At 67.2% G+C, this 19,953-nt stretch carries 24 protein-coding genes; 10 read left to right on the plus strand and 14 right to left on the minus strand.

Going from position 1 to position 19,953, the window contains the following annotated elements; all coding sequences use genetic code 11:
* Window positions 1–68: 68 nt before the first annotated feature.
* Together IFT54_RS02105 and IFT54_RS02110 are read left to right on the plus strand one after the other, a co-directional pair.
* Window positions 69–674 (plus strand): hypothetical protein, encoded by a 606-nt coding sequence (locus IFT54_RS02105; protein WP_192069429.1) that lies wholly within the window; start codon window positions 69–71, stop codon window positions 672–674.
* A gap of 68 nt (window positions 675–742) precedes the next feature.
* A complete protein-coding gene (locus IFT54_RS02110; protein ID WP_192069686.1) occupies window positions 743–1,741 on the plus strand; it encodes a ligase-associated DNA damage response exonuclease in 999 nt (332 codons plus the stop codon).
* Here IFT54_RS02110 and IFT54_RS02115 read toward each other — a convergent pair.
* The 6 genes from IFT54_RS02115 to IFT54_RS02140 all read right to left on the minus strand — a co-directional run bounded on the left by IFT54_RS02115 (window position 1,738) and on the right by IFT54_RS02140 (window position 7,448).
* A complete protein-coding gene (locus tag IFT54_RS02115; protein WP_244648470.1) occupies window positions 1,738–3,129 on the minus strand; it encodes a DUF418 domain-containing protein in 1,392 nt (463 codons plus the stop codon). The genes IFT54_RS02110 and IFT54_RS02115 overlap by 4 nt on opposite strands.
* Window positions 3,130–3,190: 61 nt before the next feature.
* Window positions 3,191–4,720 (minus strand): RNA polymerase factor sigma-54, encoded by a 1,530-nt coding sequence (gene rpoN / locus IFT54_RS02120; protein ID WP_192069430.1) that lies wholly within the window; start codon window positions 4,718–4,720, stop codon window positions 3,191–3,193.
* Between the two features lie 4 nt (window positions 4,721–4,724).
* A complete protein-coding gene (gene lptB, locus IFT54_RS02125) occupies window positions 4,725–5,519 on the minus strand; it encodes an LPS export ABC transporter ATP-binding protein (RefSeq protein WP_244648472.1) in 795 nt (264 codons plus the stop codon).
* Window positions 5,520–5,609: 90 nt separating this feature from the next.
* A complete protein-coding gene (locus IFT54_RS02130; RefSeq protein ID WP_056406775.1) occupies window positions 5,610–6,155 on the minus strand; it encodes an LptA/OstA family protein in 546 nt (181 codons plus the stop codon).
* Window positions 6,156–6,160: 5 nt separating this feature from the next.
* The gene (gene lptC / locus IFT54_RS02135) at window positions 6,161–6,820 is read right to left on the minus strand and encodes an LPS export ABC transporter periplasmic protein LptC (protein WP_192069688.1); all 660 of its coding nucleotides are present in this window, start codon (window positions 6,818–6,820) and stop codon (window positions 6,161–6,163) included.
* 7 nt (window positions 6,821–6,827) lie between these two features.
* Window positions 6,828–7,448 (minus strand): ribonuclease D, encoded by a 621-nt coding sequence (locus IFT54_RS02140; RefSeq protein WP_031438839.1) that lies wholly within the window; start codon window positions 7,446–7,448, stop codon window positions 6,828–6,830.
* Window positions 7,449–7,697: 249 nt separating this feature from the next.
* On the opposite strand from IFT54_RS02140, the gene IFT54_RS20680 reads away from it, so the two are divergent.
* Both IFT54_RS20680 and IFT54_RS02150 read left to right on the plus strand, forming a co-directional pair.
* On the plus strand, window positions 7,698–8,543 hold the full coding sequence (locus tag IFT54_RS20680) for a cold-shock protein (RefSeq protein ID WP_159511940.1): 846 nt from the start codon (window positions 7,698–7,700) through the stop codon (window positions 8,541–8,543).
* A 37-nt stretch (window positions 8,544–8,580) separates the two neighbouring features.
* Window positions 8,581–9,405 carry a glutaminyl-peptide cyclotransferase gene (locus tag IFT54_RS02150; protein ID WP_192069431.1) on the plus strand — a complete coding sequence of 275 codons (825 nt, stop codon included), beginning with the start codon at window positions 8,581–8,583 and terminating at the stop codon, window positions 9,403–9,405.
* Here the strand turns inward: IFT54_RS02150 and IFT54_RS02155 are convergent.
* From IFT54_RS02155 to IFT54_RS02175, 5 genes are all read right to left on the minus strand, one after another.
* Window positions 9,402–11,012, minus strand: coding sequence for a cisplatin damage response ATP-dependent DNA ligase (locus tag IFT54_RS02155; RefSeq protein WP_192069689.1), 1,611 nt, complete (start codon window positions 11,010–11,012; stop codon window positions 9,402–9,404). The two genes, IFT54_RS02150 and IFT54_RS02155, sit on opposite strands and share 4 nt — an antisense overlap.
* Window positions 11,013–11,150: 138 nt before the next feature.
* Window positions 11,151–11,336 (minus strand): DUF1328 domain-containing protein, encoded by a 186-nt coding sequence (locus IFT54_RS02160; RefSeq protein WP_031395540.1) that lies wholly within the window; start codon window positions 11,334–11,336, stop codon window positions 11,151–11,153.
* A 74-nt stretch (window positions 11,337–11,410) separates the two neighbouring features.
* Window positions 11,411–11,908, minus strand: a complete 498-nt coding sequence (locus IFT54_RS02165) for a Dps family protein (RefSeq protein ID WP_031395539.1) — start codon at window positions 11,906–11,908, stop codon at window positions 11,411–11,413.
* Window positions 11,909–12,014: 106 nt separating this feature from the next.
* Window positions 12,015–12,569 carry a TMEM165/GDT1 family protein gene (locus IFT54_RS02170; RefSeq protein ID WP_235188221.1) on the minus strand — a complete coding sequence of 185 codons (555 nt, stop codon included), beginning with the start codon at window positions 12,567–12,569 and terminating at the stop codon, window positions 12,015–12,017.
* A 48-nt stretch (window positions 12,570–12,617) separates the two neighbouring features.
* Window positions 12,618–12,959, minus strand: a complete 342-nt coding sequence (locus IFT54_RS02175) for a hypothetical protein (protein ID WP_042466204.1) — start codon at window positions 12,957–12,959, stop codon at window positions 12,618–12,620.
* Between the two features lie 205 nt (window positions 12,960–13,164).
* Here IFT54_RS02175 and rpmG point away from each other — a divergent pair, with 205 nt between their 5' ends.
* Window positions 13,165–13,332: a 50S ribosomal protein L33 gene (gene rpmG, locus IFT54_RS02180; RefSeq protein WP_017977469.1), complete on the plus strand. Its 168-nt coding sequence runs from the start codon at window positions 13,165–13,167 to the stop codon at window positions 13,330–13,332.
* Between the two features lie 107 nt (window positions 13,333–13,439).
* Here rpmG and IFT54_RS02185 read toward each other — a convergent pair whose 3' ends face one another.
* Entirely contained in the window at window positions 13,440–13,802 is a 363-nt protein-coding gene (locus IFT54_RS02185; protein ID WP_192069432.1) for a response regulator, read from the minus strand.
* Between the two features lie 39 nt (window positions 13,803–13,841).
* Between IFT54_RS02185 and IFT54_RS02190 the strand changes: the two genes are divergently transcribed.
* The 4 genes from IFT54_RS02190 to IFT54_RS02205 are packed head-to-tail and all read left to right on the plus strand — an operon-like array spanning window position 13,842 to window position 16,439.
* Window positions 13,842–14,123 carry a DUF3572 domain-containing protein gene (locus IFT54_RS02190; protein ID WP_031395281.1) on the plus strand — a complete coding sequence of 94 codons (282 nt, stop codon included), beginning with the start codon at window positions 13,842–13,844 and terminating at the stop codon, window positions 14,121–14,123.
* A complete protein-coding gene (locus IFT54_RS02195) occupies window positions 14,120–14,746 on the plus strand; it encodes a hypothetical protein (protein WP_107930883.1) in 627 nt (208 codons plus the stop codon). Before IFT54_RS02190 ends, IFT54_RS02195 begins: the two co-directional genes overlap by 4 nt.
* A gap of 33 nt (window positions 14,747–14,779) precedes the next feature.
* Entirely contained in the window at window positions 14,780–15,247 is a 468-nt protein-coding gene (locus IFT54_RS02200; RefSeq protein ID WP_031396590.1) for a RidA family protein, read from the plus strand.
* Between the two features lie 46 nt (window positions 15,248–15,293).
* A complete protein-coding gene (locus IFT54_RS02205; protein WP_192069433.1) occupies window positions 15,294–16,439 on the plus strand; it encodes a GNAT family N-acetyltransferase in 1,146 nt (381 codons plus the stop codon).
* Here the strand turns inward: IFT54_RS02205 and IFT54_RS02210 are convergent.
* Together IFT54_RS02210 and IFT54_RS02215 are read right to left on the minus strand one after the other, a co-directional pair.
* Window positions 16,402–17,994: a hypothetical protein gene (locus tag IFT54_RS02210; RefSeq protein WP_192069434.1), complete on the minus strand. Its 1,593-nt coding sequence runs from the start codon at window positions 17,992–17,994 to the stop codon at window positions 16,402–16,404. The genes IFT54_RS02205 and IFT54_RS02210 overlap by 38 nt on opposite strands.
* 119 nt (window positions 17,995–18,113) lie before the next feature.
* Entirely contained in the window at window positions 18,114–19,361 is a 1,248-nt protein-coding gene (locus IFT54_RS02215; protein ID WP_234387459.1) for an argininosuccinate synthase, read from the minus strand.
* Window positions 19,362–19,510: 149 nt separating this feature from the next.
* Between IFT54_RS02215 and IFT54_RS20860 the strand changes: the two genes are divergently transcribed.
* Window positions 19,511–19,900, plus strand: coding sequence for an EF-hand domain-containing protein (locus IFT54_RS20860; protein WP_031396586.1), 390 nt, complete (start codon window positions 19,511–19,513; stop codon window positions 19,898–19,900).
* The last annotated feature ends 53 nt before the right edge of the window (window positions 19,901–19,953 follow it).

Raw genomic sequence — 19,953 nt, forward strand, 5'->3', positions numbered from 1 at the left:
ATGGACGGCGCTCACCCGGTCGGCAATTTGTCGGACCATCGATCTGTTTAGCCTGTGAAAGACCAACCTTGTCGATTCTTCGCCATCTCGCGCCGCTGTCCCTGATCGCACTGTTGCCCTTTGCCAATGCGACGGCGGCGACGCAGAAGTTCGTCGGCGCAGGCGGCACGGTTCGCCTCGCCTATCCGTCGACCCTGACCCCGACACGCAACTTTGCAGGCCGCGCGTTGATGACCAGCGGCTGGCGGACGATGTGGGACGGCACGCTGCCCGGGCGGGGCGTCGGCATCGTCCGGTTCTGGCAGGTCGCAAAGCCGACCGACGGGCAGGGGCAGGTGACCGAGATGATCCAGGTCGGCTTCAGCCGGAGCACGGCGGTGATCGCGCGCTGCACCACCGACGGGCTGACATCGGCGAACAGCCGCCGCCTCGCCGACCGCACGCTCGGCGGCCAGCGCTGGACGACCTATGAGACGGGCGATGCCGGGATGAGCCAAGAGGTCCGCGCGCTCACGCTGCGCAGCGTAATCGGCGGCACCTGCTACGCGGTCGACCGGATCACCTATGCGGCCAAGGCGGGATCGCTGCCGCCGCGCAATGCACCGACCCAGGCGGTCGCCGCGGCGCGGATGGATGCGATCCTGAAGACGGTCAAGGTCGGGCGGCGGCGCTAGGCGGCCGCGCCGGTGTCGCTCCGCCGTCGCGCGTGGCACCGCAGCCATGGCTCGGGCGTAGTAGCGTGATGGCAAAACTCGGCGACTGGCTCGAACCGCACCCGCACGGCATCCTCGTCAAGCCGATCGACGCGTGGATCGATCCGTCGATCCCGAGCGAAAGGGCGCTCGTCACGCACGGCCATGCGGATCATGCGCGCGGCGGCCATGCCGCGGTCTGGGCGACGCCCGAGACGCTGGCGATCATGGACGCCCGCTATGGTCCGCAATCGGGTCATCCGGTCGCCTATGGCGAGACGATCCGCATGGGCGAGGTCGATATCGGGTTCGTCCCCGCCGGCCATGTCCTGGGCTCGGCGCAGATCGTGCTCGACTATCGCGGCGAACGGATCGTCGTTTCGGGCGACTACAAGCGGCGGAGCGATCCGACCTGCACGCCGTTCGAGCCCGTCAAATGCGACGTGTTCGTCACCGAGGCGACCTTTGGCCTGCCGGTCTTCCGCCACCCCGATACCGGCGACGAGATCGACAAGCTGATCGCCGCATTGCACGCCAATCCCGACCGCTGCGTGCTCGTCGGGGCCTATGCGCTCGGCAAGGCGCAGCGCGTGATCGCCGAACTTCGCGCGCGCGGGCACGAGGCGCCGATCTACATCCATGGTGCGCTCCAGCGTCTGTGCGACCTCTACGCCGATCACGGCGTCCGTTTGGGCACCCTGCTGCCGGTTGCGGACGCCAAGAAGGCCGACATGGCGGGGCATGTCGTGATGTGCCCGCCCGGCGCGCTCAACGATCGCTGGTCGCGGCGCCTGCCCGACCCGATCACCGCGATGGCGAGCGGCTGGATGCGCGTCCGCGGGCGCGCGCGGCAGAAGAATGTCGAATTGCCGCTGATCCTGAGCGACCATGCCGACTGGGACGAGCTGATCGACACGCTCGCCGAGATCGCACCGCGCGAAGTATGGGTCACGCACGGCCGTGAGGACGCGCTCGTCCACTGGTGCATGACCCGCCAGATCAAGGCGCGCGCGCTGGCGCTGGTCGGGTTCGAGGACGAGGATGACTAGGCGGATGCCGTCCGCATCGCGGGGGTGATCCGCGTTTTGCGCCACGGCAGCCGGCGCCGCTCGAGCAGCGACCGCCACGCCCATTCGACCGGCGCGATGCTGAACGCGCGCAGATAGGCATTGGCGAGCCACACCAGGCCGATATTGATCACCAGTGCGATTCCCATCAGTGCGGCCCAGCCGGACTGGCCGTACAGCCCGAGCGCAAAGGGCGGGAACAGGATCCACAGGCCGATGATCGTCTGCAGCACGTAGAGCGACAGCGCGGTCCGGCCGGCGGCGGCGAAGGGGCGCAACAGCCGCGCGCCGACGATCGTCCCGACCAGCAGATGGACGGCGCCGACATGGCCGAGCGTCATCGCCAGCCGGCTGACCTCCGCGGTCGCCCAGAGCGTCTTCGGCGCAGTGTCGAAGCGCATCTGCTCCGCCGCGCCGATCATCCGCAGCGGGATCGCGGTCCCGTAAGCGACCAGCGTCATCCGTACGTAGAAGGCGCGCGATCGTCCGCCCTGCAGGATGCCGAGCCTGTACAGCGCCGCGCCGATCAGCATCACGCCCGCCGCTTCCCACACGAACACCAGCTCGAGCCCACGGCTCTGCAGATAGGCGATGACGCTCCACTGATACGCCGCCCAGGTCATGAAGCTGCCCGTCCGCGCCTTGTCCTCGGCGGCGATCCGCGCAGCATCCTCGGCTTTGGTTTTAGCGCGTCTTGCAGCTCCCTCGGCGACCTTGGTCAGCAGCGTGCGGTCCGCGGCGGTGACCGGTCGCCCGGCGCGCTGCGCGCTTTCGATCGCGGCGACCTGCGCCTGGGTCTGCGCCGTGGACATATAGCCATAGGTGCCACCCGCGAACTGCAGCGCCGCCGCCGACAGGCCGATGGTCAGAAGCAGGCGGGGTCGCAGCCCGCGAAACAGGAAGGCGATCAGCGCCGCGAGGCCATAGGTGTGGAGGATGTCGCCCGGCCACAGCAGGATGAGGATGTGCACCACGCCGAACGCGAACAGCAGCAGGTTGCGCGCATAATAGCGCTTCATCACCACGCGCGTCCCCGCCAGCTGCGCGGCGCGGTCGGTCAGGATCACCATCCCGGCGCCGAACAGCATCTCGAGCATGCAGCGCGCGGTGCCGTTAGCGATCACCTCGCGCAGCCACCAGGCGATCTGGTCCTGTGTGGTCCAGCCGAAATGCCGGATATCGTCGAACGACGCGTAGAGCGACCCGCCCATGTCGTTGATGTTCATGAACAGGATGCCCAGGATCGCGATCCCGCGCAGGATATCGAGCACCGCGATGCGTGGCGCGCCATCGGGCTCGGCCGCGATCATCGGTGGGGAGGTCGCGACGCGCTCGGCGTCGCCATCACGGCTGGCGGAAAGGTCGTTCATCGGTCTGGGCCCCCCCGTGATGCAAGCCGGACGCTACGCCGATCCGGTGCGAAGGCAAGCTTCAGCCCGTACCCTCGAGCGCGCGCGCCCGGCGGCGTTGTACCGAACTGCCGATGCCGAGCGCCTCGCGATATTTGGCAACGGTGCGCCGGGCAATGTCGAAGCCCTTGCCGTCGAGCAATTCCACCAAAGTATCGTCGGACAGGATCTTGGCACCCTCGTTCGCGATCAGCGCCTTGATCGCGCTCTTGACGGCCTGCGCCGAAACCGCGTCGCCGCCATCCGCCGACTGGATCGCCGAGGTGAAGAAATATTTCAGCTCGTAGAGCCCGCGCCCGCACGAGACATATTTGTTGCTGGTCACGCGGCTGACGGTCGATTCGTGCATCTCGATCGCGTCGGCGACCATCCGCAGCGTCATCGGCCGCAGATGTGCGACTCCGTGGAGGAAGAACGCCTCCTGCTGCTTCACGATCTCGGTCGCGACCTTGATGATCGTGCGCTGCCGCTGGTCGAGCGCCTTGACCAGCCAGTTCGCGCTGGCGAGGCACTCGCTGAGCCACGCCTTCGACGCCTTGTCCTGCTCTCCCCGCGCCAGTTCGGTGTAATAGCTGCGGTTGACGAGGATGCGCGGCAGCGTTGCGGTGTTGATCTCGATGCTCCAGCCCGTCTTGGTCCGCGCGACGAACAGGTCGGGCACGACCGCGCGGCTCGGCTCGCCGCCGAACCGGCATCCGGGCTTCGGATCATAGCCGCGCAGCTCGCGGATCATGTCCGCCATGTCCTCGTCGTCGACCTGACACAGCCGTTTCAGGCGTCCGATCTCGCCCCGCGCCAGCAGGTCGAGATTGTCGATCAGCCGCGCCATGCACGGATCATAGCGATCCGCCTCCTGCGCCTGGATCGTCAGGCATTCGGCCAGGTCGCGCGCGCCCACCCCGGTCGGGTCGAAGGTCTGGATCACCGCCAGGACATGCTCGACCCGGGCGAGCGCGACGCCCAGCCGGTTGGCGATCTCGAGCAGCGGTACGGTCAGATACCCCGCCTCATCGATCTGGTCGATCAGATGCGCCGCGATGAACGCATCATCCGCGGCGATCGCGGGGCCCGCCTGCGCCAGCAGATGATCGGCAAGGCTGAGCCCGGTATCGGCAAAGCCGTCCAGATCGAGACCGTTCCCGTCGCCATCGCTGCCACCGCCCGCGCCGGCCCCGCTCATCGACAGCGCGCCGTCGGTGCCGCTGCCACCGTCGGCGACGCTGTCCTGGTGATGGCTCTCGGTCGCATAGTCGATGTCGAGCGCGGGCTCGTCGCTGCCGACACTGCCGCTCACCAGCTCGTCGGCGGCGACGCGTTCGTCACGGGGGGCGTCGCGGGGGGCGGCGTCCGGTTCCGGTCCGGCGTCGCGGTCGGGTCTGTCGCCATCGTCCGCAGCGCCCGCCTCGAGCAGCGGATTGCGCTCGATCTCCTCGGCGATGAACCCCTCGATCTCCAGGTTCGACAGCGCCAGCAGCTTGATCGCCTGCTGCAATTGCGGGGTCATCACCAGCGACTGCGATTGGCGAAGGTCGAGGCGAGGCGCGAGGCTCATGACACTAGAGCGAGAAGCCCTCGCCCAGATAGAGGCGGCGGACGTTCGCGTCGGCAACCAGTTCGGCCGGGCTGCCCGAGAACAGCACGCGGCCATCGTAGATGATGTAGGCGCGGTCGACGATGTCGAGCGTCTCGCGGACATTGTGGTCGGTGATCAGCACGCCGATATCGCGGCGCTTGAGATCCTTCACGAGGTCGCGAATGTCGGCGATCGAGATCGGATCGATGCCCGCAAACGGCTCGTCGAGCAGCATGATCGACGGCTCGGCGGCCAGCGCGCGGGCGATCTCCGCCCGGCGCCGCTCGCCGCCCGACAGCGCCATCGCGGGCGCGGCGCGCAGCCGGGTCAGCCCGAACTCCTCGAGCAGCGTGTCGAGCTTGCGCTCGCGCACCGCCTTGTCGGGCTCGGACAGCTCGAGCACCGTCAGGATGTTCTTCTCGATCGTCAGCCCGCGGAAGATCGACGTTTCCTGCGGCAGATAGCCAAGACCCAGGATCGCGCGCCGATACATGGGCAGGCGCGTGATATCGTCGCCGTCGAGCATGATCCGGCCCGAATCGGGCTTCACCAGCCCCATGACGGAATAGAAGCACGTCGTCTTGCCGGCGCCGTTCGGCCCGAGCAGCCCGACCACCTCGCCACGCCCGACCGACACCGACACATCGGTCAGGACGGTGCGCTTGTCATAGGACTTGGCGATCGACACGACCTGAAGGCCGTTGGTCGTCGGCGCTTCGACGATCGCGTCGCCGTGCGGGCCGTGGGTTTCGATCGGGGGCAGCGTGGGGGCATCCATCAGGCTTTGGCCTTGCTGAGGGCGGGCGGGTAAAAGCGTCGGGCGGTCGGCTGGCAACTTTCGCGGATGGCCAGCGGTGCGGTCATCGGATCAGTTGCGCTTGGGAACCGAGAAGGTGCCCGTCACGCGCCCGCCCGTCTGGGTCACGGTGCCGCCGCTGGCCGTCGCGCCGCCGCTGCCGCGGACCGACGATCCGTCGATCACCGCGCGACCGGTGTCGAGGTTCATCGTCAGCCGCCCGCCATTCACGGTGTTGCCGCCCTGGGTCAGCGTCACCGCGCCGAGCATCGTGATCACCCGCCGGTTGAGGTCGTAGATCGCATATTGGCTCTTCGCGGTCTGGTCCGGCCGGCGCACCGTCACGCCGCCCGACGCGTCGAGGCGCGACACCTGCGGGTTCCCGCCGACCACTTCGCCGGTATAGGCCACCGTCATCCGCGCGGAATTCAGCGTCATGTCCGCCTGCTTGACCGACACGCCCCCGCTCAGCACCGCGCGGTTCGCCTTGTCCTGCAGCTCGATATGGTCGGCGCCGAAATCGATCGGCGCGTTCGAGTTGTGCGCACGTTGCGCGGAGACGCCGGTCGCCGCGAGCGCGGAGAGCATCAGGAGGACGGAGCTTGGTATGAGGCGCATGGCGGCTATTTCGGCCCTCGCGGCACGATCCGCAAGCGCGCATTGCCGTCAAGCCTGACGGTGCGGCCTTCCAGATCGGCATGCAGCTTGTTTGCGCTGAAGACGCCCTGCGGCACGGTTCCCGTCACCGCACCGCCGCTATCCATCGTCCGCGCCCGCATGTCGAGCGTCGCGTTGGTGGTTTTCAGGTCATAGCCGTTGGGCCCGGTGACGTTGAGCGGCCCGTTCAGCTGCACCTTCTCGGTATCCATGTCGTAGCGCCCGGAATTCGCCCTGATGTTGGCGGGGCCGTCGGCGAGCTGGAGCTGCGCGCTGAGCGTATTGAGCTGCACGATCGGTTCGGCCGAACTCTTCTGGATCGCCGAGCGGGCGTCGAGCGTGAACGCCTGCCCCTTCGAATCCTGCCCGCGATATTGCGCGGCCTGCAGCTTCATGCGCTCCTGCGCGACCTCGACCTTGTTCTTGTCGAGCACGAACGATACGTCGCCGCCCGCGGTCAGCGGCGCCATCACCAGGAATGCGGTCAGCACGCCGATCGCGGTCGGCAGGCCGAGTCGCGCCAGCCCGACGACGCGGTCGTGGCGGCTGCCCGGCGCCGCCCAGACCTGACGCGGCGAGCGGGCCTGCCGGATCGTCTTCGCCGATGCCTCGGACGGGGGCGCCATGGTCATGTCAGGCGTGCGCGAAGATGTCGATCTCGGGCCATCCGGCGAGATCGAGCGCGGCCCGGGTCGGCAGGAAGTCGAAGCATTTCTGCGCGAGCTCCATGCGGCCTTCGCGAATCAGCCGCTTGTCGAGCTCTTCCTTCATCCGGTGCAGGAAGCGGACGTCGGACGCCGCATAGTCCTTCTGCGCCTCGCTGAGATTCGGGCTCCCCCAGTCGGAGGATTGCTGCTGCTTCGACACGTCCTGGCCCAGCAGTTCGCGGACCAGCTCCTTGAGCCCGTGCCGGTCGGTATAGGTCCGGACCAGTCGCGACGCGATCTTGGTGCAATAGGCCGGCGCCGCGACGACGCCAAGATAATGCTGGACCGCGGCGATATCGAATCGTCCGAAATGGTAGAGTTTCAGCCGCTCCGGATCCGCGAGCAGCGCCTTGAGGTTGGGCGCCGCATAGTCGCTGTCGGCCGCGAACCGGACGAGATGTTCGTCCGCGCCGCCATCCGAAAGCTGCACGACGCAGAGCCGGTCGCGCGGCGTGATGAGGCCCATGGTCTCGGTGTCGACGGCGATCGAGGCGCCCGGTGCGAAGATCCCGGACGGGATGTCGCCTTCATGAAGATACACTGTCATGCGGTGGCCCTAGCGGTCGGGGGCGCCTTGCTCAATGGTCCTCCGCGATGACGCGGGTGCGCCATGCTTTTGCCGCGATCATCGCCAATGGAGCAAGCGGACAAGATTCTGTTCGCGATAGCTTGATTTTTGCGCTATGCCCTTCCCCAAGGCGCAAAAGGTTTCGCGCCCGAGGGCCCGCGTTCGTCGTCCGGACACGCCGGCTTTTGGAGAGATTTTGCGGGCGAACCGGGAAGACGATCAGGGCTTATGGGTTTCGATAAAGGTGGCCGCGGGAACCGTGGCGGGCGTGGCCGCGACAAGCGCGACAGCTTCGGCGGCGGCAGCGACGATTTCGGTGGCGGCAGCAGCTTCGGCGGCGGCGGTGACCGGTTCGGCGGCGGCGGCAGCAGCTATGGTGGCGGTGGCAGCAGCTACGGCGGCGGCAGCAGCTTCGGCGGCGGCGGTGATCGCTTCGGCGGCGGCGGCGGTGGCGGCGGTGGTTACCGCGGCGGCGGCGGTGGCGGCGGCTTCAGCGGCGGCGGTGGCGCCGGGCGCGGCATGCCCCCCCAGGTCGTTGGTGAAGGCACCGGCGTCGTAAAGTTCTTCAACGCGCAGAAGGGCTTCGGCTTCGTCGTTCGCGATGACGGCGGCGAGGACGTGTTCGTGCACATCAGCGCAGTCGAGCAGGCCGGCATGGTCGCTCTCGCCGAGGGTCAGCCGCTCGGCTTCACGCTCGTCGATCGCGGCGGCCGCATCTCGGCAACCGATCTCAAGATCGATGGCGAGCCGATGGCCGTGACCGATCGTGGTCCTCCGCGTGATCGCGATGCCGGCCCGGGTGCACCCCGTGGCGGTGCCGATCGTGGTGCAGGCGGCGCCCCGCAGCGCCAGCTGACCGGTGAGAAGGCAACGGGTACGGTCAAGTTCTTCAACGCGATGAAGGGCTTCGGCTTCATTCAGCGCGATGATGGCCAGCCTGACGCGTTCGTGCACATTTCGGCCGTCGAGCGTGCCGGCATGGCCACGCTGAACGAGGGCGACAAGCTCGAGTTCGAGCTCGAAGTCGATCGTCGCGGCAAGTATGCAGCGGTCAACCTGAGCGCAGGCGGCTAATCCCGTCCGTCCGGTCATCGGGGTTTTTCGAACCAACATGACGATCGGACACAGCCTGATAGCGGCCGGTCTCGCACTTGCGGGGCCGGCCGTTGCCGTTCTGGCGCAGGGCGCAGCGGCGCCCCAGCCTGCCACGCGCCCATTGCCCGCTCCTGCGACAGCGCCAGCCGTGCCGATCCTGTCGGTCAGCATCGTGGCCCGCTATCCGCACGATGCGACGGCGTTTACCGAAGGCCTGTTGTGGCACGATGGCGCGCTCTACGAGAGCACGGGCAAGGAGGGGCAGTCCGACGTCCGCCGCGTCACGCTTCTCGATGGTCGTATCGTCGCGCGCCGCCGGATCGATCCGGCACAGTTCGGCGAGGGGCTCGGCCTGTGGAAGAACGAGCTGATCAGCCTGACCTGGCATGACGGCATCGCGCACCGCTGGGACGCCCGCACGCTCAAGCCGACCGGCACCAACCGCTATGCGGGGGAGGGCTGGGGCCTGACGAGCGACAAGGACGGCCTGATCCAGTCCGACGGCAGCGCGTCGTTGATCCTGCGCGATCCCAGGACACTCGCCGAACGTCGCCGGATCGGCGTGACGATCGACGGGCGTCCGCTGACGCAGCTCAACGAACTCGAATATGTCGACGGCGCGATCCTCGCCAATGTCTGGCAGACGGGATATCTCGTCCGCATCGCCCCCGGCACCGGCCGCGTCACCGCGATCATCGACCTGCGTCCGCTGGTCGCCGAGATCGGCGCCCGCGACCGCGACGCGGTACTCAACGGCATCGCCTGGGATGCCGCGAAAAAGCGGCTGTTCGTCACCGGCAAGCTCTGGCCGACGCTGTTCGAGATCCGGATCAACGGCTAGGGCGCGGGGATCATTCGGCGGAGCGTGTCGATCCGGTCGGCCTCGGCCGCGGGCTTGTCCGTCCGGATCCGCGCGATCCTTGGAAACCGCATCGCAATCCCCGACTTGTGCCGCTTCGACTCCTGCAGCGCGTCGAACGCGATCTCGAGCACCATCGTCTTGGCGACCTCGCGCACCGGCCCGAACCGGTTGAGCGTGTTCTTGCGGACGAACGAATCGAGCATCCGCAGCTCCTCGTCGGTAATCCCCGAATAGGCCTTGCCGACCGGCAGCAACTCGCCCTCTTCGGTCCAGCAGCCAAAGGTATAGTCCGAATAATAGGAGGACCGCCGGCCGCTGCCCCGCTGCGCGTACATCATCACGCAATCCGCGGTGAGCGGGTCGCGCTTCCATTTATACCACAGCCCGACGCGGCGCCCGCCGACATAGGGCGAATCGCGGCGCTTGAGCATCACGCCCTCGATCGCCGAGTCGCGCGCACCCGCGCGCACCGCCTCGAGCGCGGTGAAGTCCGCGGCGTCGATCACCTGGCTCAGGTCGAAGCGCTCGGCATCGAGCTGCGGCATGAACGCCTCGAGCCGCGCGCGTCGCTCGGTCCAGGGCAGCGCGCGCAGATCCTCGTCGCCATCGATCAACAGGTCATAGAGGCGGACAAAGGCCGGATACTCGGCCAGCATCTTCGCCGACACGGTCTTGCGCCCCAGCCGCTGCTGCAGCGCATTGAAGCTGGCTGCCCCGCCGCCCTCCTCCAGCGTGCCGCCCTGATGCTCGCCCTTGACCAGCAATTCGCCGTCGACCGTCCCCGGCGTGACGAAGGCGGCGGCGATTTCCGGAAAGCTCGCGGTCACGTCGTCGCCGGTCCGGCTATAGAGTCGCGTTTCACCCGCGACATGCACGATCTGCACGCGGATCCCGTCCCATTTCCATTCCGCTGCATAGTCGGCGAGGTCGACGCGCAGATCCTCCAGACCATGGGCGAGCATGAAGGGACGGAAGACGGGGACGTTGGCGGGTGTCGGTTGCGCGCCATGCCCCTCCGCCCAGGCGAACAGCGTCGGATAGGGGGCTGCCAGGCCATGCCAGACCTCCTCGACCGCATCGACGTCGAGCCCGAAGGCATCCGCCAGCGCGGTCTTCGCCAGGCGCGACGAAACGCCGATCCGCAGCCCGCCGGTCGCCATCTTGAGCAGGGCGAAGCGCTCCTCCGCATCCGAGCGATCGAGCATCGCGGCTAGCGCCGCCGGCGCCTCGGCGCGCGAGAGCGTCATCAGCCGGTCGACCACCTGCGAGATCGACAGCGGTTCGGGCGGCACTGGATCCGGGCCCAAGGGCTCGGGCTCGGGCCACAGCAGGGCGACGGTCTCGGCGGTATCGCCGACATAATCGCGGCTCATCCGGAAGAGGACCGGATCGACCCGGTCCTCGATCAACCCGCGGATGACCGCCGATTTGACGCCCGGCAGATCAAGGTCGCCGGTCAGCGCCGCCATCGCCCAGCCGCGATCGGGGTCCGGCGTAACGCGCAGATAATCGCCGATCAGCTTCAGCTTCGCATTGCGCGACCGCGTATAGGTGAGGGCATCGAGGAGCGCGGCGAAAGCATGCATCATCCGACAACGCGCCGCCCGGCACTCGGCTCCGGGCCGGCGTCCACGTCGCTGCGGGCGCTACATCAAAAAGGCCCCGGCCGTTCCCGGCGAGGGCCTTATCTTGGCATCGGCGAGGGCCGATGCGATCTCGTCGCGTCAGTCGATCGCGTTCTTGATTCCCTTGCCGGCCAGCAGACCGAGCACCAGGAAGATCACGAACAGCGCGATCGCGATGAAGAACAGCACCTTGGCGATGCCGATGAATGCCCCGCCGACGCCGCCAAATCCGAGCAGGGCCAGCACGAGGCCGATGATCAAGAAAGTGATGGCGAGCTTCAACATGGGCATTCTCCTGTTCCTGACAGAACCCGTCCCGCCCATGTCGGTTCCGACACGGGAAGGACGGGCGCCCGGGTTCAGGCCTTGCGGCTGGCTTCGAACAGGAACCAGGCGCGCTCCTCGGCCTGATCGGTCCACTCGTCGACGATGCCGCTGGTGGCATTGTCCTTGGCCTCGTCGGCGGCGTCCTTGACGATCCGGAACTGTTCGACGAGCTTCAGATTGTCTTCGCGCAGCTCGGCGAGCATTTCGGTCGGTCCGACGAAATCCTTGTCGTTGTCCGGGATGCTCTGGCGGCGCGAAATGTCGCCGATCGAGCGAAGTGTCGTATTGCCGGTCTTGCGGACGCGCTCGGCGATCGCATCGGTCACGCCCAGGATCTGTGCCGCCTGGTCATCGAGCAACAGATGATAGTCACGGAAATGCGGACCCGACATGTGCCAGTGAAAGTTCTTGGTCTTCAGGTACAAGGCATAGCAATCGGCGAGCGAGGCATTGAGCGCTTCGGCAACCGTCTTCGTGCTGTTGCTGACGAGATCGGTGGGCGTGTCGAGTGCGGGGTTGGTGGCGGGCATCGAAAACTCCATGCATGGGAATGTCTGTGGATCGTTGCGTCAACGAAGCGATAGCCGAAATGCTCCCGTCGCGCATGCGCCATTCCTCATCTGAGTGATCGTCCCGCTAGATCAATCGCGCAGCGCTCAGGCCCAGAATGACCCCCAGGAGCACGAATATCAGCCCGATGCCGGTGCGCAGTCGGGCGAGCGGCCATCGGCGCCACGCGGCTTCACCCATCATCGCCGCGGGGACGATCACCACCAGCGATCCGATCGTCGCGCCGACCGCCGCCAGCATCGGCACGGCGCTGCGAAGCGCGAGGGCGGCCACGATGAACTGTATGCCGTCGCCGAACGCGAGGATGAACAGTCCGAGCATCGTGGTGGCGATCGCGCCGGTGCGCCAGCCGCGCAGCGGATCGGGCGCCTTGACCGGCAGCAGCGCACCACCGCCCTGGAGGATCAGCGCCAGCGCCAGCATCAGCTGGCGCGCATTGGGGGTCAGCAGCGGCGCGACCGCGATCCCGCCCGCGACCGCCAGGCTGCCGGCGAGCAACAGCGCGAGCGCCGCCGCGAGGATCACCAGCCGGGGCTTGCGATACCGATCGGACAGGATCGCGGCGAGCCACGCGGTTCGATCGCCGACCTGCGCCAGCGCGGCGGCTACGAGCGCCGCCATCAGCGCATCCATCGCTAGCGGGTCGCGCGGTCGGGCGTCACGCGCGGGTCATCCCGCGAGCCGCACCGAACAAGCGGCGGCAAAGACATGGCAGGCCTGGACGTCCTGCCGCTCGCTGTAGATCGCGTCGCTGAGCGTCATCAGCCAGCCATGGACGAGCGCGCCATGTTCGCCGCGCGACAGTGCCGAATCGATGAAGTGCGTGACGGTCACCGCGGGATTCATCCCGTTGCGATGCGCGATCAGGCGGATCGCGTCGATATCGGGCGCGAGATCGGTCGCGCGGGTGTAGGGCGCGCGGACGTCGATCGCGGCGATCCGGGCCGCAAGCTCGGCCTTTACCAGCGCCAGATCCTGGAATTCCGCGACTCGCTCGGCAACCTGCCCCATGATCCCGCCTCCTGTCTTTCTTATCGGATGCATCATGCGCCCATGCCGATAAAGATGCGGTTAAACACCCTGTGATGCGGGATTCCGGGGCGAATATGGGGTGATATGGTTGACTTGGCCGGCAGCATGCGCCATACGCCGCGACAGATCGGGCGGTGGCATGCGTGCTGCCGCCCTAGCATTTTCAGCCTTAAGGATTGGGCTCATGGCCAAGCCGACTACCGTCAAGATCAAGCTCGTCAGCACCGCGGACACCGGCTTCTTCTACGTCACCAAGAAGAATCCCCGCACGAAGACCGAGAAGCTCTCGTTCAGCAAGTATGATCCCGTCGTGCGCAAGCATGTCGAGTTCAAGGAAGCCAAGATCAAGTAAGTCGACGCGGCGGCGATGCCGTCGCGCGTTTACGATGCGATCGCAAGGCCGCGGGTAGCGATACCCGCGGCCTTTGGCGTTCCTGCGCCGCGGGCTTCGCGGTTCGCTCAGACGAACGCGCGCACCGCTTCCATGAAGCGGGCGAGGCTGATCGGTTTCGAGATATAGGCGTCCGCGCCCGCGGCACGGATCCGGTCCTCGTCCTCGCGACCTGCATAGGCGGTGACCGCCATCACCGGGATCGCGCTGAGCACGTCGTCGGCCTTGAGTTCGAGGATGATCTCATAGCCGGTGACGTGTGGCATCTGGATGTCCATGATGATCAGGTCGGGGGCGAATTCGCGCGCCCGCATCACCGCCTCGCGCCCGTCGCGTACAGGTTCAGCAAGGTAATCATGCGCCCGCAAAAGGTCGCAGAATAGTTTCAGGTTGAGTTCGTTGTCCTCGACAACGAGCACCTTCTTTGCCACGCGAGCCACCATTCGTTTCAAGAAGGATGACAATAGGCAATGCGCGGCGCCGTTACAAATGAAGACGCTGAGGCCTTGGCACTGCAAGCCCTGGTATGGACGCTGAGCGAGCCGGACCGAGCGATGCGCCTGTTGTCGGTGACCGGACTCGACCCTGCCGACCTGCGCACCCGGGCCGGGGAGCCCGCCGTACTCGCGGCGGTACTCGGTTTCCTCGAATCGCATGAACCCGATCTTGTCGCCTGCGCCGAAACGCTCGGCATCAGGCCCGAGGCGCTCGTCCGCGCGCGGATGACGCTCGATCCGGGGTTCGAGGCATGAAGCCGCTGCTGATCAGCGATTGCGACGAAGTGCTGCTCCACATGGTCAAGCATTTCGGCACCTGGCTCGACGAGGCGCATGATATCGATTTCGAGATTGGCCACGGCGATTTCGCCAACAGCATGACGCGCCGCGACGGCGGGCCCGCGCCCACGCGCGAGGACATGTGGGCGCTGCTCGGCGGGTTCTTTCCCGCAGAGATGCACCGCCAGACGCTGGTACCGCATGCCCGCGAGGCGCTCGTGTCGCTCGCCGAGATCGCGGACATCGTGATCCTGACCAATTTGCAGGACGAATGTCGCCTGCCGCGGATCGAGCAGCTCGCCGCGTTCGACATCGCCCACCGTGTCGAGTGCAACCAGGGCGGCAAGGGCGACCCCGTCGCGCGGCTGGTCGCCGAATATGGCAACCCCGTCACGGTGTTCGTCGACGACCTTGCGGTGCATCACGAATCGGTCGCGCGGCATGCGCCGGGCGTCCACCGGCTGCACATGGTGTCCGAGCCGACGCTGGCGGGGGCGGTGCCCAGGGCGCCCGCCGCGCATGCCCGGATCGACGACTGGCGCGAGGCGCAGGCCTGGATCGCCGCGCGGTTCGCCGCGGGGGTGCCCGCGGACGCTTGACCCGCCCCCCGTGGCTGTGGTGAGACCGCGCACATGACCGATCGTATCGACCGCAAGCTCGAAGAGCTTGGCCTGACGCTGCCGCAGGCCGCCGCCCCCGTCGCATCCTATGTTCCCGCCGTCGAGGCGAACGGGCTGCTCCACATTTCGGGCCAGTTGCCGTTCAAGGACGGCCAGATCGTCACCGGTCGCCTCGGTGACGGCGTGTCGCTCGAGGACGGGCAGGACGCGGCGCAACGCTGCGCGCTGATGCTGGTCGCGCAGATGAAGGCGGCGCTCGGCTCGCTCGGCCGCGTCGAGCGGATCGTGAAGCTCGGCGTGTTCGTCAATTCGCACGGCGACTTCACCGATCAGCCCAAGGTCGCGAACGGCGCATCCGACCTGATGGTCCAGCTGTTCGGCGAGGCCGGCAAGCATGCCCGCTCGGCCGTCGGCGTTCCCGTGCTGCCGCTGGGTGCCGCGGTCGAGATCGATGCGATCGTCCAGGTCTCGGCCGCTTGAGCCCAGCCGCTTGAGCCTGACGCCTGCGCGCCTATTTTAGGAGCGCATGACAGCCATCACCGCCCGCATCGCCCAAGGCGTTACCTCGATCGCGGCGGAGGACTGGGACGCCTGCGCCGGCGACGCGAATCCGTTCGTCGGCCACGCCTTCCTCGCCGCGCTCGAGGCCTCGAAAAGCGTCGGTGGACGATCGGGGTGGCAGGCGCTGCCGGTGGTCGTCGATGGCGACGACGGCAGGCCGGCCGGGATCGCGCCCGCCTATGCCAAGAGCCACAGCCAGGGCGAATATGTCTTCGACCAGGGCTGGGCCGATGCGTGGGAGCGGGCAGGGGGGCAATATTACCCCAAATTGCAGATTGCGGCGCCGTTCAGCCCGGTGCCCGGCCCACGGCTGCTCCTGCGCGACCCGGTGGTTGCGCCCGCGCTGATCGCCGCGCTCGAGGCGGTGACCGACCAGAGCGGGCTGTCCTCCGCGCATGCGACCTTCATCGCCCCCGCCGAAGTCGCGCTGTTCGAGGCCGCCGGATGGCTGATCCGTCAGGGCACGCAGTTCCACTGGACCAATGACGGCTATGCGAGCTTCGACGATTTCCTCGCCGCCCTCGCCAGCCGCAAGCGCAAGGCGATCCGCAAGGAGCGCGCCGCTGCGGTCGAGGGACTGACGATCCGGCATCTGACGGGCGCGGAGATCACGCCGGCGCACTGGGACGCATTCTGGGTCTTCTACCAGGACACGGGCAGCCGCAAATGGGGCCAGCCCTATCTGACGCGCGCCTTTTTCGATGAGATCAGCCAGACGATGGGCGACCGCGTCCTGCTGATCCTCGCCGAGCGCGATGGTGTGCCGATCGCGGGGGCGCTCAACCTGATCGGGGCGGACACGCTTTATGGCCGCTATTGGGGCGCGACCCAGGAGGTGCCGTTCCTCCATTTCGAGCTCTGCTATTATCAGGCGATCGACGCGGCGATCGCGCGCGGGCTGACGACGGTCGAGGCGGGCGCACAGGGCGAACACAAGCTCGCGCGCGGCTATGCGCCGGTCGCGACCTATTCCGCGCATTACATCCCGGATCTGGGCTTCCGTCGCGCGATCGCCGACTTCCTCGTCCGTGAGCGCGAGGCAGTCGCCTCCGACCGCGAGTATCTCGGCGAGCTTACTCCGTTTCGGCGGGCGGAACCGCCGACCGGTTGACCTTGTACAGGACGCTGGTGCCGTCGCGGCGGATCGGGGTCAGGTCGCGGATCAGCGCGGGGTCGAACGCCGGCGGGTGGATCAGCCAGACATAATCGAACGCGTCGCGGGGGAAATGCTCCAGCGCCATCGCGATCGGCCGCCAGAACTGGCCACGACACCGGATATCCGTAACGATTTCGGACGGATCATGCGCGAAGCCGCGCGCGATGGGATAGCGCGTCGTCATCAGCTGTCCGCCCGCCATCGACCATTGGTCGTTGGTGAAGGCCAGCCGCCGCTCGAGCAGCAGCGCCGGGACATGCTCGAGCCGCGAATAGGCCCAGTCGTCGCGACAGCGCCGCCCGACGAACGAGACCACGCGCGCCCGCTCGGGTACGGTGTCGATCGCGGCGATCGCCTGGTCGTAGCTGCGGTCATAGATCAGGAAGCTGATCGTGGTGCCCGCCAGCCGGACCGCGAAGAAGCTGAACCCCAGTACCGCCAGCGTGGCGGCGCCTCGCAGCGACAGGCGGTTGCGCGGGCGCAGCGCGATGATCGCGAACGCCAGCATGAACGGCGCGAGCCGCATGTCGGCATAGGCCGAGCCGAATACGATGCGCGGCAACAGGATATAGACCAAAGCCAGGAACAGCGCGGACAGCGCGAGGTTGCGCGAATATTCGATCGTCTGGTCGCGCACGCCGCGGAACAGGATCACGAACAGCACGGTGACCGACGCGATGTCGAACGCCATCCAGCGATCGCGCAGGACCATCGTGATCCAGTTCATCTTCCAGCGCCAGTTGAACCAGTCCTGCGTCTTGCCGGTGACGTGGTCGCCCGACCGCCACAGCACCATCATCACCATCGGCAGCGCCAGCGGGACGCAGCTTAGCCCGGCGCGGATGAACGCGCCGATCCAGCCCTTGATCGCGCCTTCGCCGCGCACCCCGGTCTTGCGGATGTCGTGCTGGCGGATCAGCTCGGCGGAGAAGGCGAGCACGCCGAGCACGCCCCAGCCGAAGGTATGGCACAGCCAGAGCAGGCAGGATCCGGGCACGAACAGGATCGTGCGCAGCCGCAGCCGCTCGAGCCGCCCGAGGCGGAGCCACAGCGCGAACATGTTGAGCGCGAGCGCCATCGCCAGCGCGAAGTTCACGAAGCCGAACTGGAACGGATAGCTATAGGCGAGCGGCAGCGCGAACAGCGCGGTCGCCGGGATCCGGCCATGCACTTCGCGCGCGATCCAGAGCAGTCCGGTGACGGTAAGCGCGGGGATCGCCATTACGATCAGCTTCACCGCGAGCTGCAACCCGAAGATCGGCGCAAGCGGCACGATCAACAGGTCGATGCCAAGATTGCCGATCAGCTGCCAGCGGAAATCATACCATTGGCTGAGCCAGGGATTGTCGCCGATCGCGAGCTGGACGCGGTAGCGCCCCATATGCCCGGGCAGATCGACCAGCGGCGGCACCTCCGGCCACAGCAGCGGGATGATCGATGCCAGCGCGACGCACGCGACGAACGTGCGCGTCTGCCACCAGTGAAGTTCCGTTGTTGTCCCCCGCGCCATCCCTCGACGCCTAGCGCCGCAGGGGGGCATTCGACAAGCGCCGACCGCGCCGCATTGCGACGGAATACACCGCCAGGGCTCCCGGCCCCCGAGCGTCGGGGGACGGGAGCCGGTATCGCTCACACCTGGTCGCGGCGGCCCAGCAGGCGCAGGCGCAGCGCGTTCAACTTGATGAAGCCGGCCGCGTCGCGCTGGTCATAGGCGCCCTGATCGTCCTCGAACGTCACGACCTTTTCCGAATAGAGCGAGTTGGGCGACTTGCGGCCGACCACATACACGCCGCCCTTGTAGAGCTTCAGCCGGACGGTGCCCGAGACCTTCTCCTGGCTGTGATCGATCGCGGCCTGCAGCATCTCGCGCTCGGGCGAGAACCAGAAGCCGTTGTACAGCAGCTCGGCATAGCGCGGCGCGAGCTCGTCCTTCAGATGCGCCGCGCCGCGGTCGAGCGTCAGCTGCTCGATACCGCGATGCGCGAGGTGATAGATCGTGCCGCCCGGTGTCTCGTACATGCCGCGGCTCTTCATGCCGACGAAGCGGTTCTCGACCAGGTCGAGACGGCCGATGCCGTGACGGCGGCCATAGTCGTTGAGAGTCGACAGCAGGGTCGCCGGGCTCATCCCCTCGCCGTTGATCGCGACGCCGTCGCCACGCTCGAAATCGATCGTGATGTACTCGGGGACGTCGGGCGCGTCCTCGGGGTTCACCGTGCGCGAATAGACATAGTCCGGCACCTCGTCCCACGGATTCTCGAGCACCAGGCCTTCGGACGAGGTGTGGAGCATGTTCGCATCGGTCGAGAAGGGCGCCTCGCCGCGCTTGTCCTTGCTGACCGGGATCTGGTGCTGTTCGGCGAACTCAATCAGCCTGGTGCGGCTGGTCAGGTCCCATTCGCGCCACGGTGCGATCACCTTGATGTCGGGCGACAGCGCATAATAGCCGAGCTCGAAGCGGACCTGGTCGTTGCCCTTGCCGGTCGCGCCGTGGCTCACCGCGTCGGCGCCGACCATCCGGGCGATCTCGATCTGGCGCTTGGCGATCAGCGGGCGCGCGATCGACGTGCCGAGCAGGTACAGCCCTTCGTACAGCGCGTTCGAGCGCATCATCGGGAACACGTAATCGCGCACGAATTCCTCGCGCAGGTCGTCGACGAAGATGTGCTCGGGCTTGACGCCCATCATCTCGGCCTTCGCGCGCGCGGGCTCGAGTTCCTCGCCCTGGCCCAGATCCGCGGTGAAGGTGACGACTTCGCAGTTGTAGGTCTGCTGGAGCCATTTCAGGATCACGCTGGTGTCGAGGCCGCCCGAATAGGCGAGGACGACCCGATTGATGCCGGCGTCGCCGGCGGCGCGGTTGATCTGATCGGTCACGGGCAAGATCCTTTGGGCAATATCCAATGCCCGCGCCCCTATGCGCTGGACGCCCTGCATGCAACCGGAGCATGCAACCGGGCGCATTCATGGCGCGTACAACCAACCCGCGCTACGTGCGCCCCCAGATTATTTGGAGTGTCCCGACCGTGCTACGTCAAACGCTTACCCTGTTCGTCCTCGCCGGCCTCGCGACGCCCGCGCTGGCGCAGGAGACCCGCGCCTCCGTTTCCGCCAAGTTCAAGGCCGAGTTCGCTGCGCGCGACACCAACAAGGACGGCGTCCTGACGCGCGCCGAGGTCCAGGCGGGGATCAGCCAGATGAAGGTCGGGCCGGGGCGCCCGGATCCGGTCCACGCCAAGCGGCTCGCCGAGCTGTGGTTCAGCAGCGCCGACACCAACAAGGACGGCAAGGTTACGCAGCCCGAGGCACAGGCACTGCTCGCCGCGACCTTTGCGAAATATGACGCGAACAAGGACGGCAAGATCGGCGGCGATGAGCGGTCGGCCGCGAAATCGCAGATGCAGGGCAGCCGCTGAGGCCACCTTTATAGTATCGTCATCCCCGCGGAGGCGGGGATCCAGACCGGCTG

This window comes from Sphingomonas sp. CFBP 13714 (assembly GCF_014842205.1).
Taxonomy (GTDB): domain Bacteria; phylum Pseudomonadota; class Alphaproteobacteria; order Sphingomonadales; family Sphingomonadaceae; genus Sphingomonas; species Sphingomonas aerolata.

What these genes read in the sequence shown, in the direction of transcription:
- IFT54_RS02175 (WP_042466204.1), bottom strand. Translation starts at nt 12,959, where the DNA reads ATGGGGCAGGTTGCCGAGCGAGTCGCGGAATTCCAGGATCTGGCGCTG.
- IFT54_RS02200 (WP_031396590.1), top strand. Translation starts at nt 14,780, where the DNA reads ATGACCGATCGTATCGACCGCAAGCTCGAAGAGCTTGGCCTGACGCTG.
- lptB (WP_244648472.1), bottom strand. Translation starts at nt 5,519, where the DNA reads ATGGATGCCCCCACGCTGCCCCCGATCGAAACCCACGGCCCGCACGGC.
- IFT54_RS02160 (WP_031395540.1), bottom strand. Translation starts at nt 11,336, where the DNA reads ATGTTGAAGCTCGCCATCACTTTCTTGATCATCGGCCTCGTGCTGGCC.
- IFT54_RS02165 (WP_031395539.1), bottom strand. Translation starts at nt 11,908, where the DNA reads ATGCCCGCCACCAACCCCGCACTCGACACGCCCACCGATCTCGTCAGC.
- rpmG (WP_017977469.1), top strand. Translation starts at nt 13,165, where the DNA reads ATGGCCAAGCCGACTACCGTCAAGATCAAGCTCGTCAGCACCGCGGAC.
- IFT54_RS02130 (WP_056406775.1), bottom strand. Translation starts at nt 6,155, where the DNA reads ATGCGCCTCATACCAAGCTCCGTCCTCCTGATGCTCTCCGCGCTCGCG.
- IFT54_RS20680 (WP_159511940.1), top strand. Translation starts at nt 7,698, where the DNA reads ATGGGTTTCGATAAAGGTGGCCGCGGGAACCGTGGCGGGCGTGGCCGC.
- IFT54_RS02115 (WP_244648470.1), bottom strand. Translation starts at nt 3,129, where the DNA reads ATGAACGACCTTTCCGCCAGCCGTGATGGCGACGCCGAGCGCGTCGCG.
- IFT54_RS02155 (WP_192069689.1), bottom strand. Translation starts at nt 11,012, where the DNA reads ATGCATGCTTTCGCCGCGCTCCTCGATGCCCTCACCTATACGCGGTCG.
- lptC (WP_192069688.1), bottom strand. Translation starts at nt 6,820, where the DNA reads ATGGCGCCCCCGTCCGAGGCATCGGCGAAGACGATCCGGCAGGCCCGC.
- IFT54_RS02170 (WP_235188221.1), bottom strand. Translation starts at nt 12,569, where the DNA reads ATGGCGGCGCTCGTAGCCGCCGCGCTGGCGCAGGTCGGCGATCGAACC.
- IFT54_RS02210 (WP_192069434.1), bottom strand. Translation starts at nt 17,994, where the DNA reads ATGGCGCGGGGGACAACAACGGAACTTCACTGGTGGCAGACGCGCACG.
- IFT54_RS02150 (WP_192069431.1), top strand. Translation starts at nt 8,581, where the DNA reads ATGACGATCGGACACAGCCTGATAGCGGCCGGTCTCGCACTTGCGGGG.
- IFT54_RS02140 (WP_031438839.1), bottom strand. Translation starts at nt 7,448, where the DNA reads ATGACAGTGTATCTTCATGAAGGCGACATCCCGTCCGGGATCTTCGCA.
- IFT54_RS02205 (WP_192069433.1), top strand. Translation starts at nt 15,294, where the DNA reads ATGACAGCCATCACCGCCCGCATCGCCCAAGGCGTTACCTCGATCGCG.
- IFT54_RS02110 (WP_192069686.1), top strand. Translation starts at nt 743, where the DNA reads ATGGCAAAACTCGGCGACTGGCTCGAACCGCACCCGCACGGCATCCTC.
- IFT54_RS02195 (WP_107930883.1), top strand. Translation starts at nt 14,120, where the DNA reads ATGAAGCCGCTGCTGATCAGCGATTGCGACGAAGTGCTGCTCCACATG.
- rpoN (WP_192069430.1), bottom strand. Translation starts at nt 4,720, where the DNA reads ATGAGCCTCGCGCCTCGCCTCGACCTTCGCCAATCGCAGTCGCTGGTG.
- IFT54_RS02190 (WP_031395281.1), top strand. Translation starts at nt 13,842, where the DNA reads ATGCGCGGCGCCGTTACAAATGAAGACGCTGAGGCCTTGGCACTGCAA.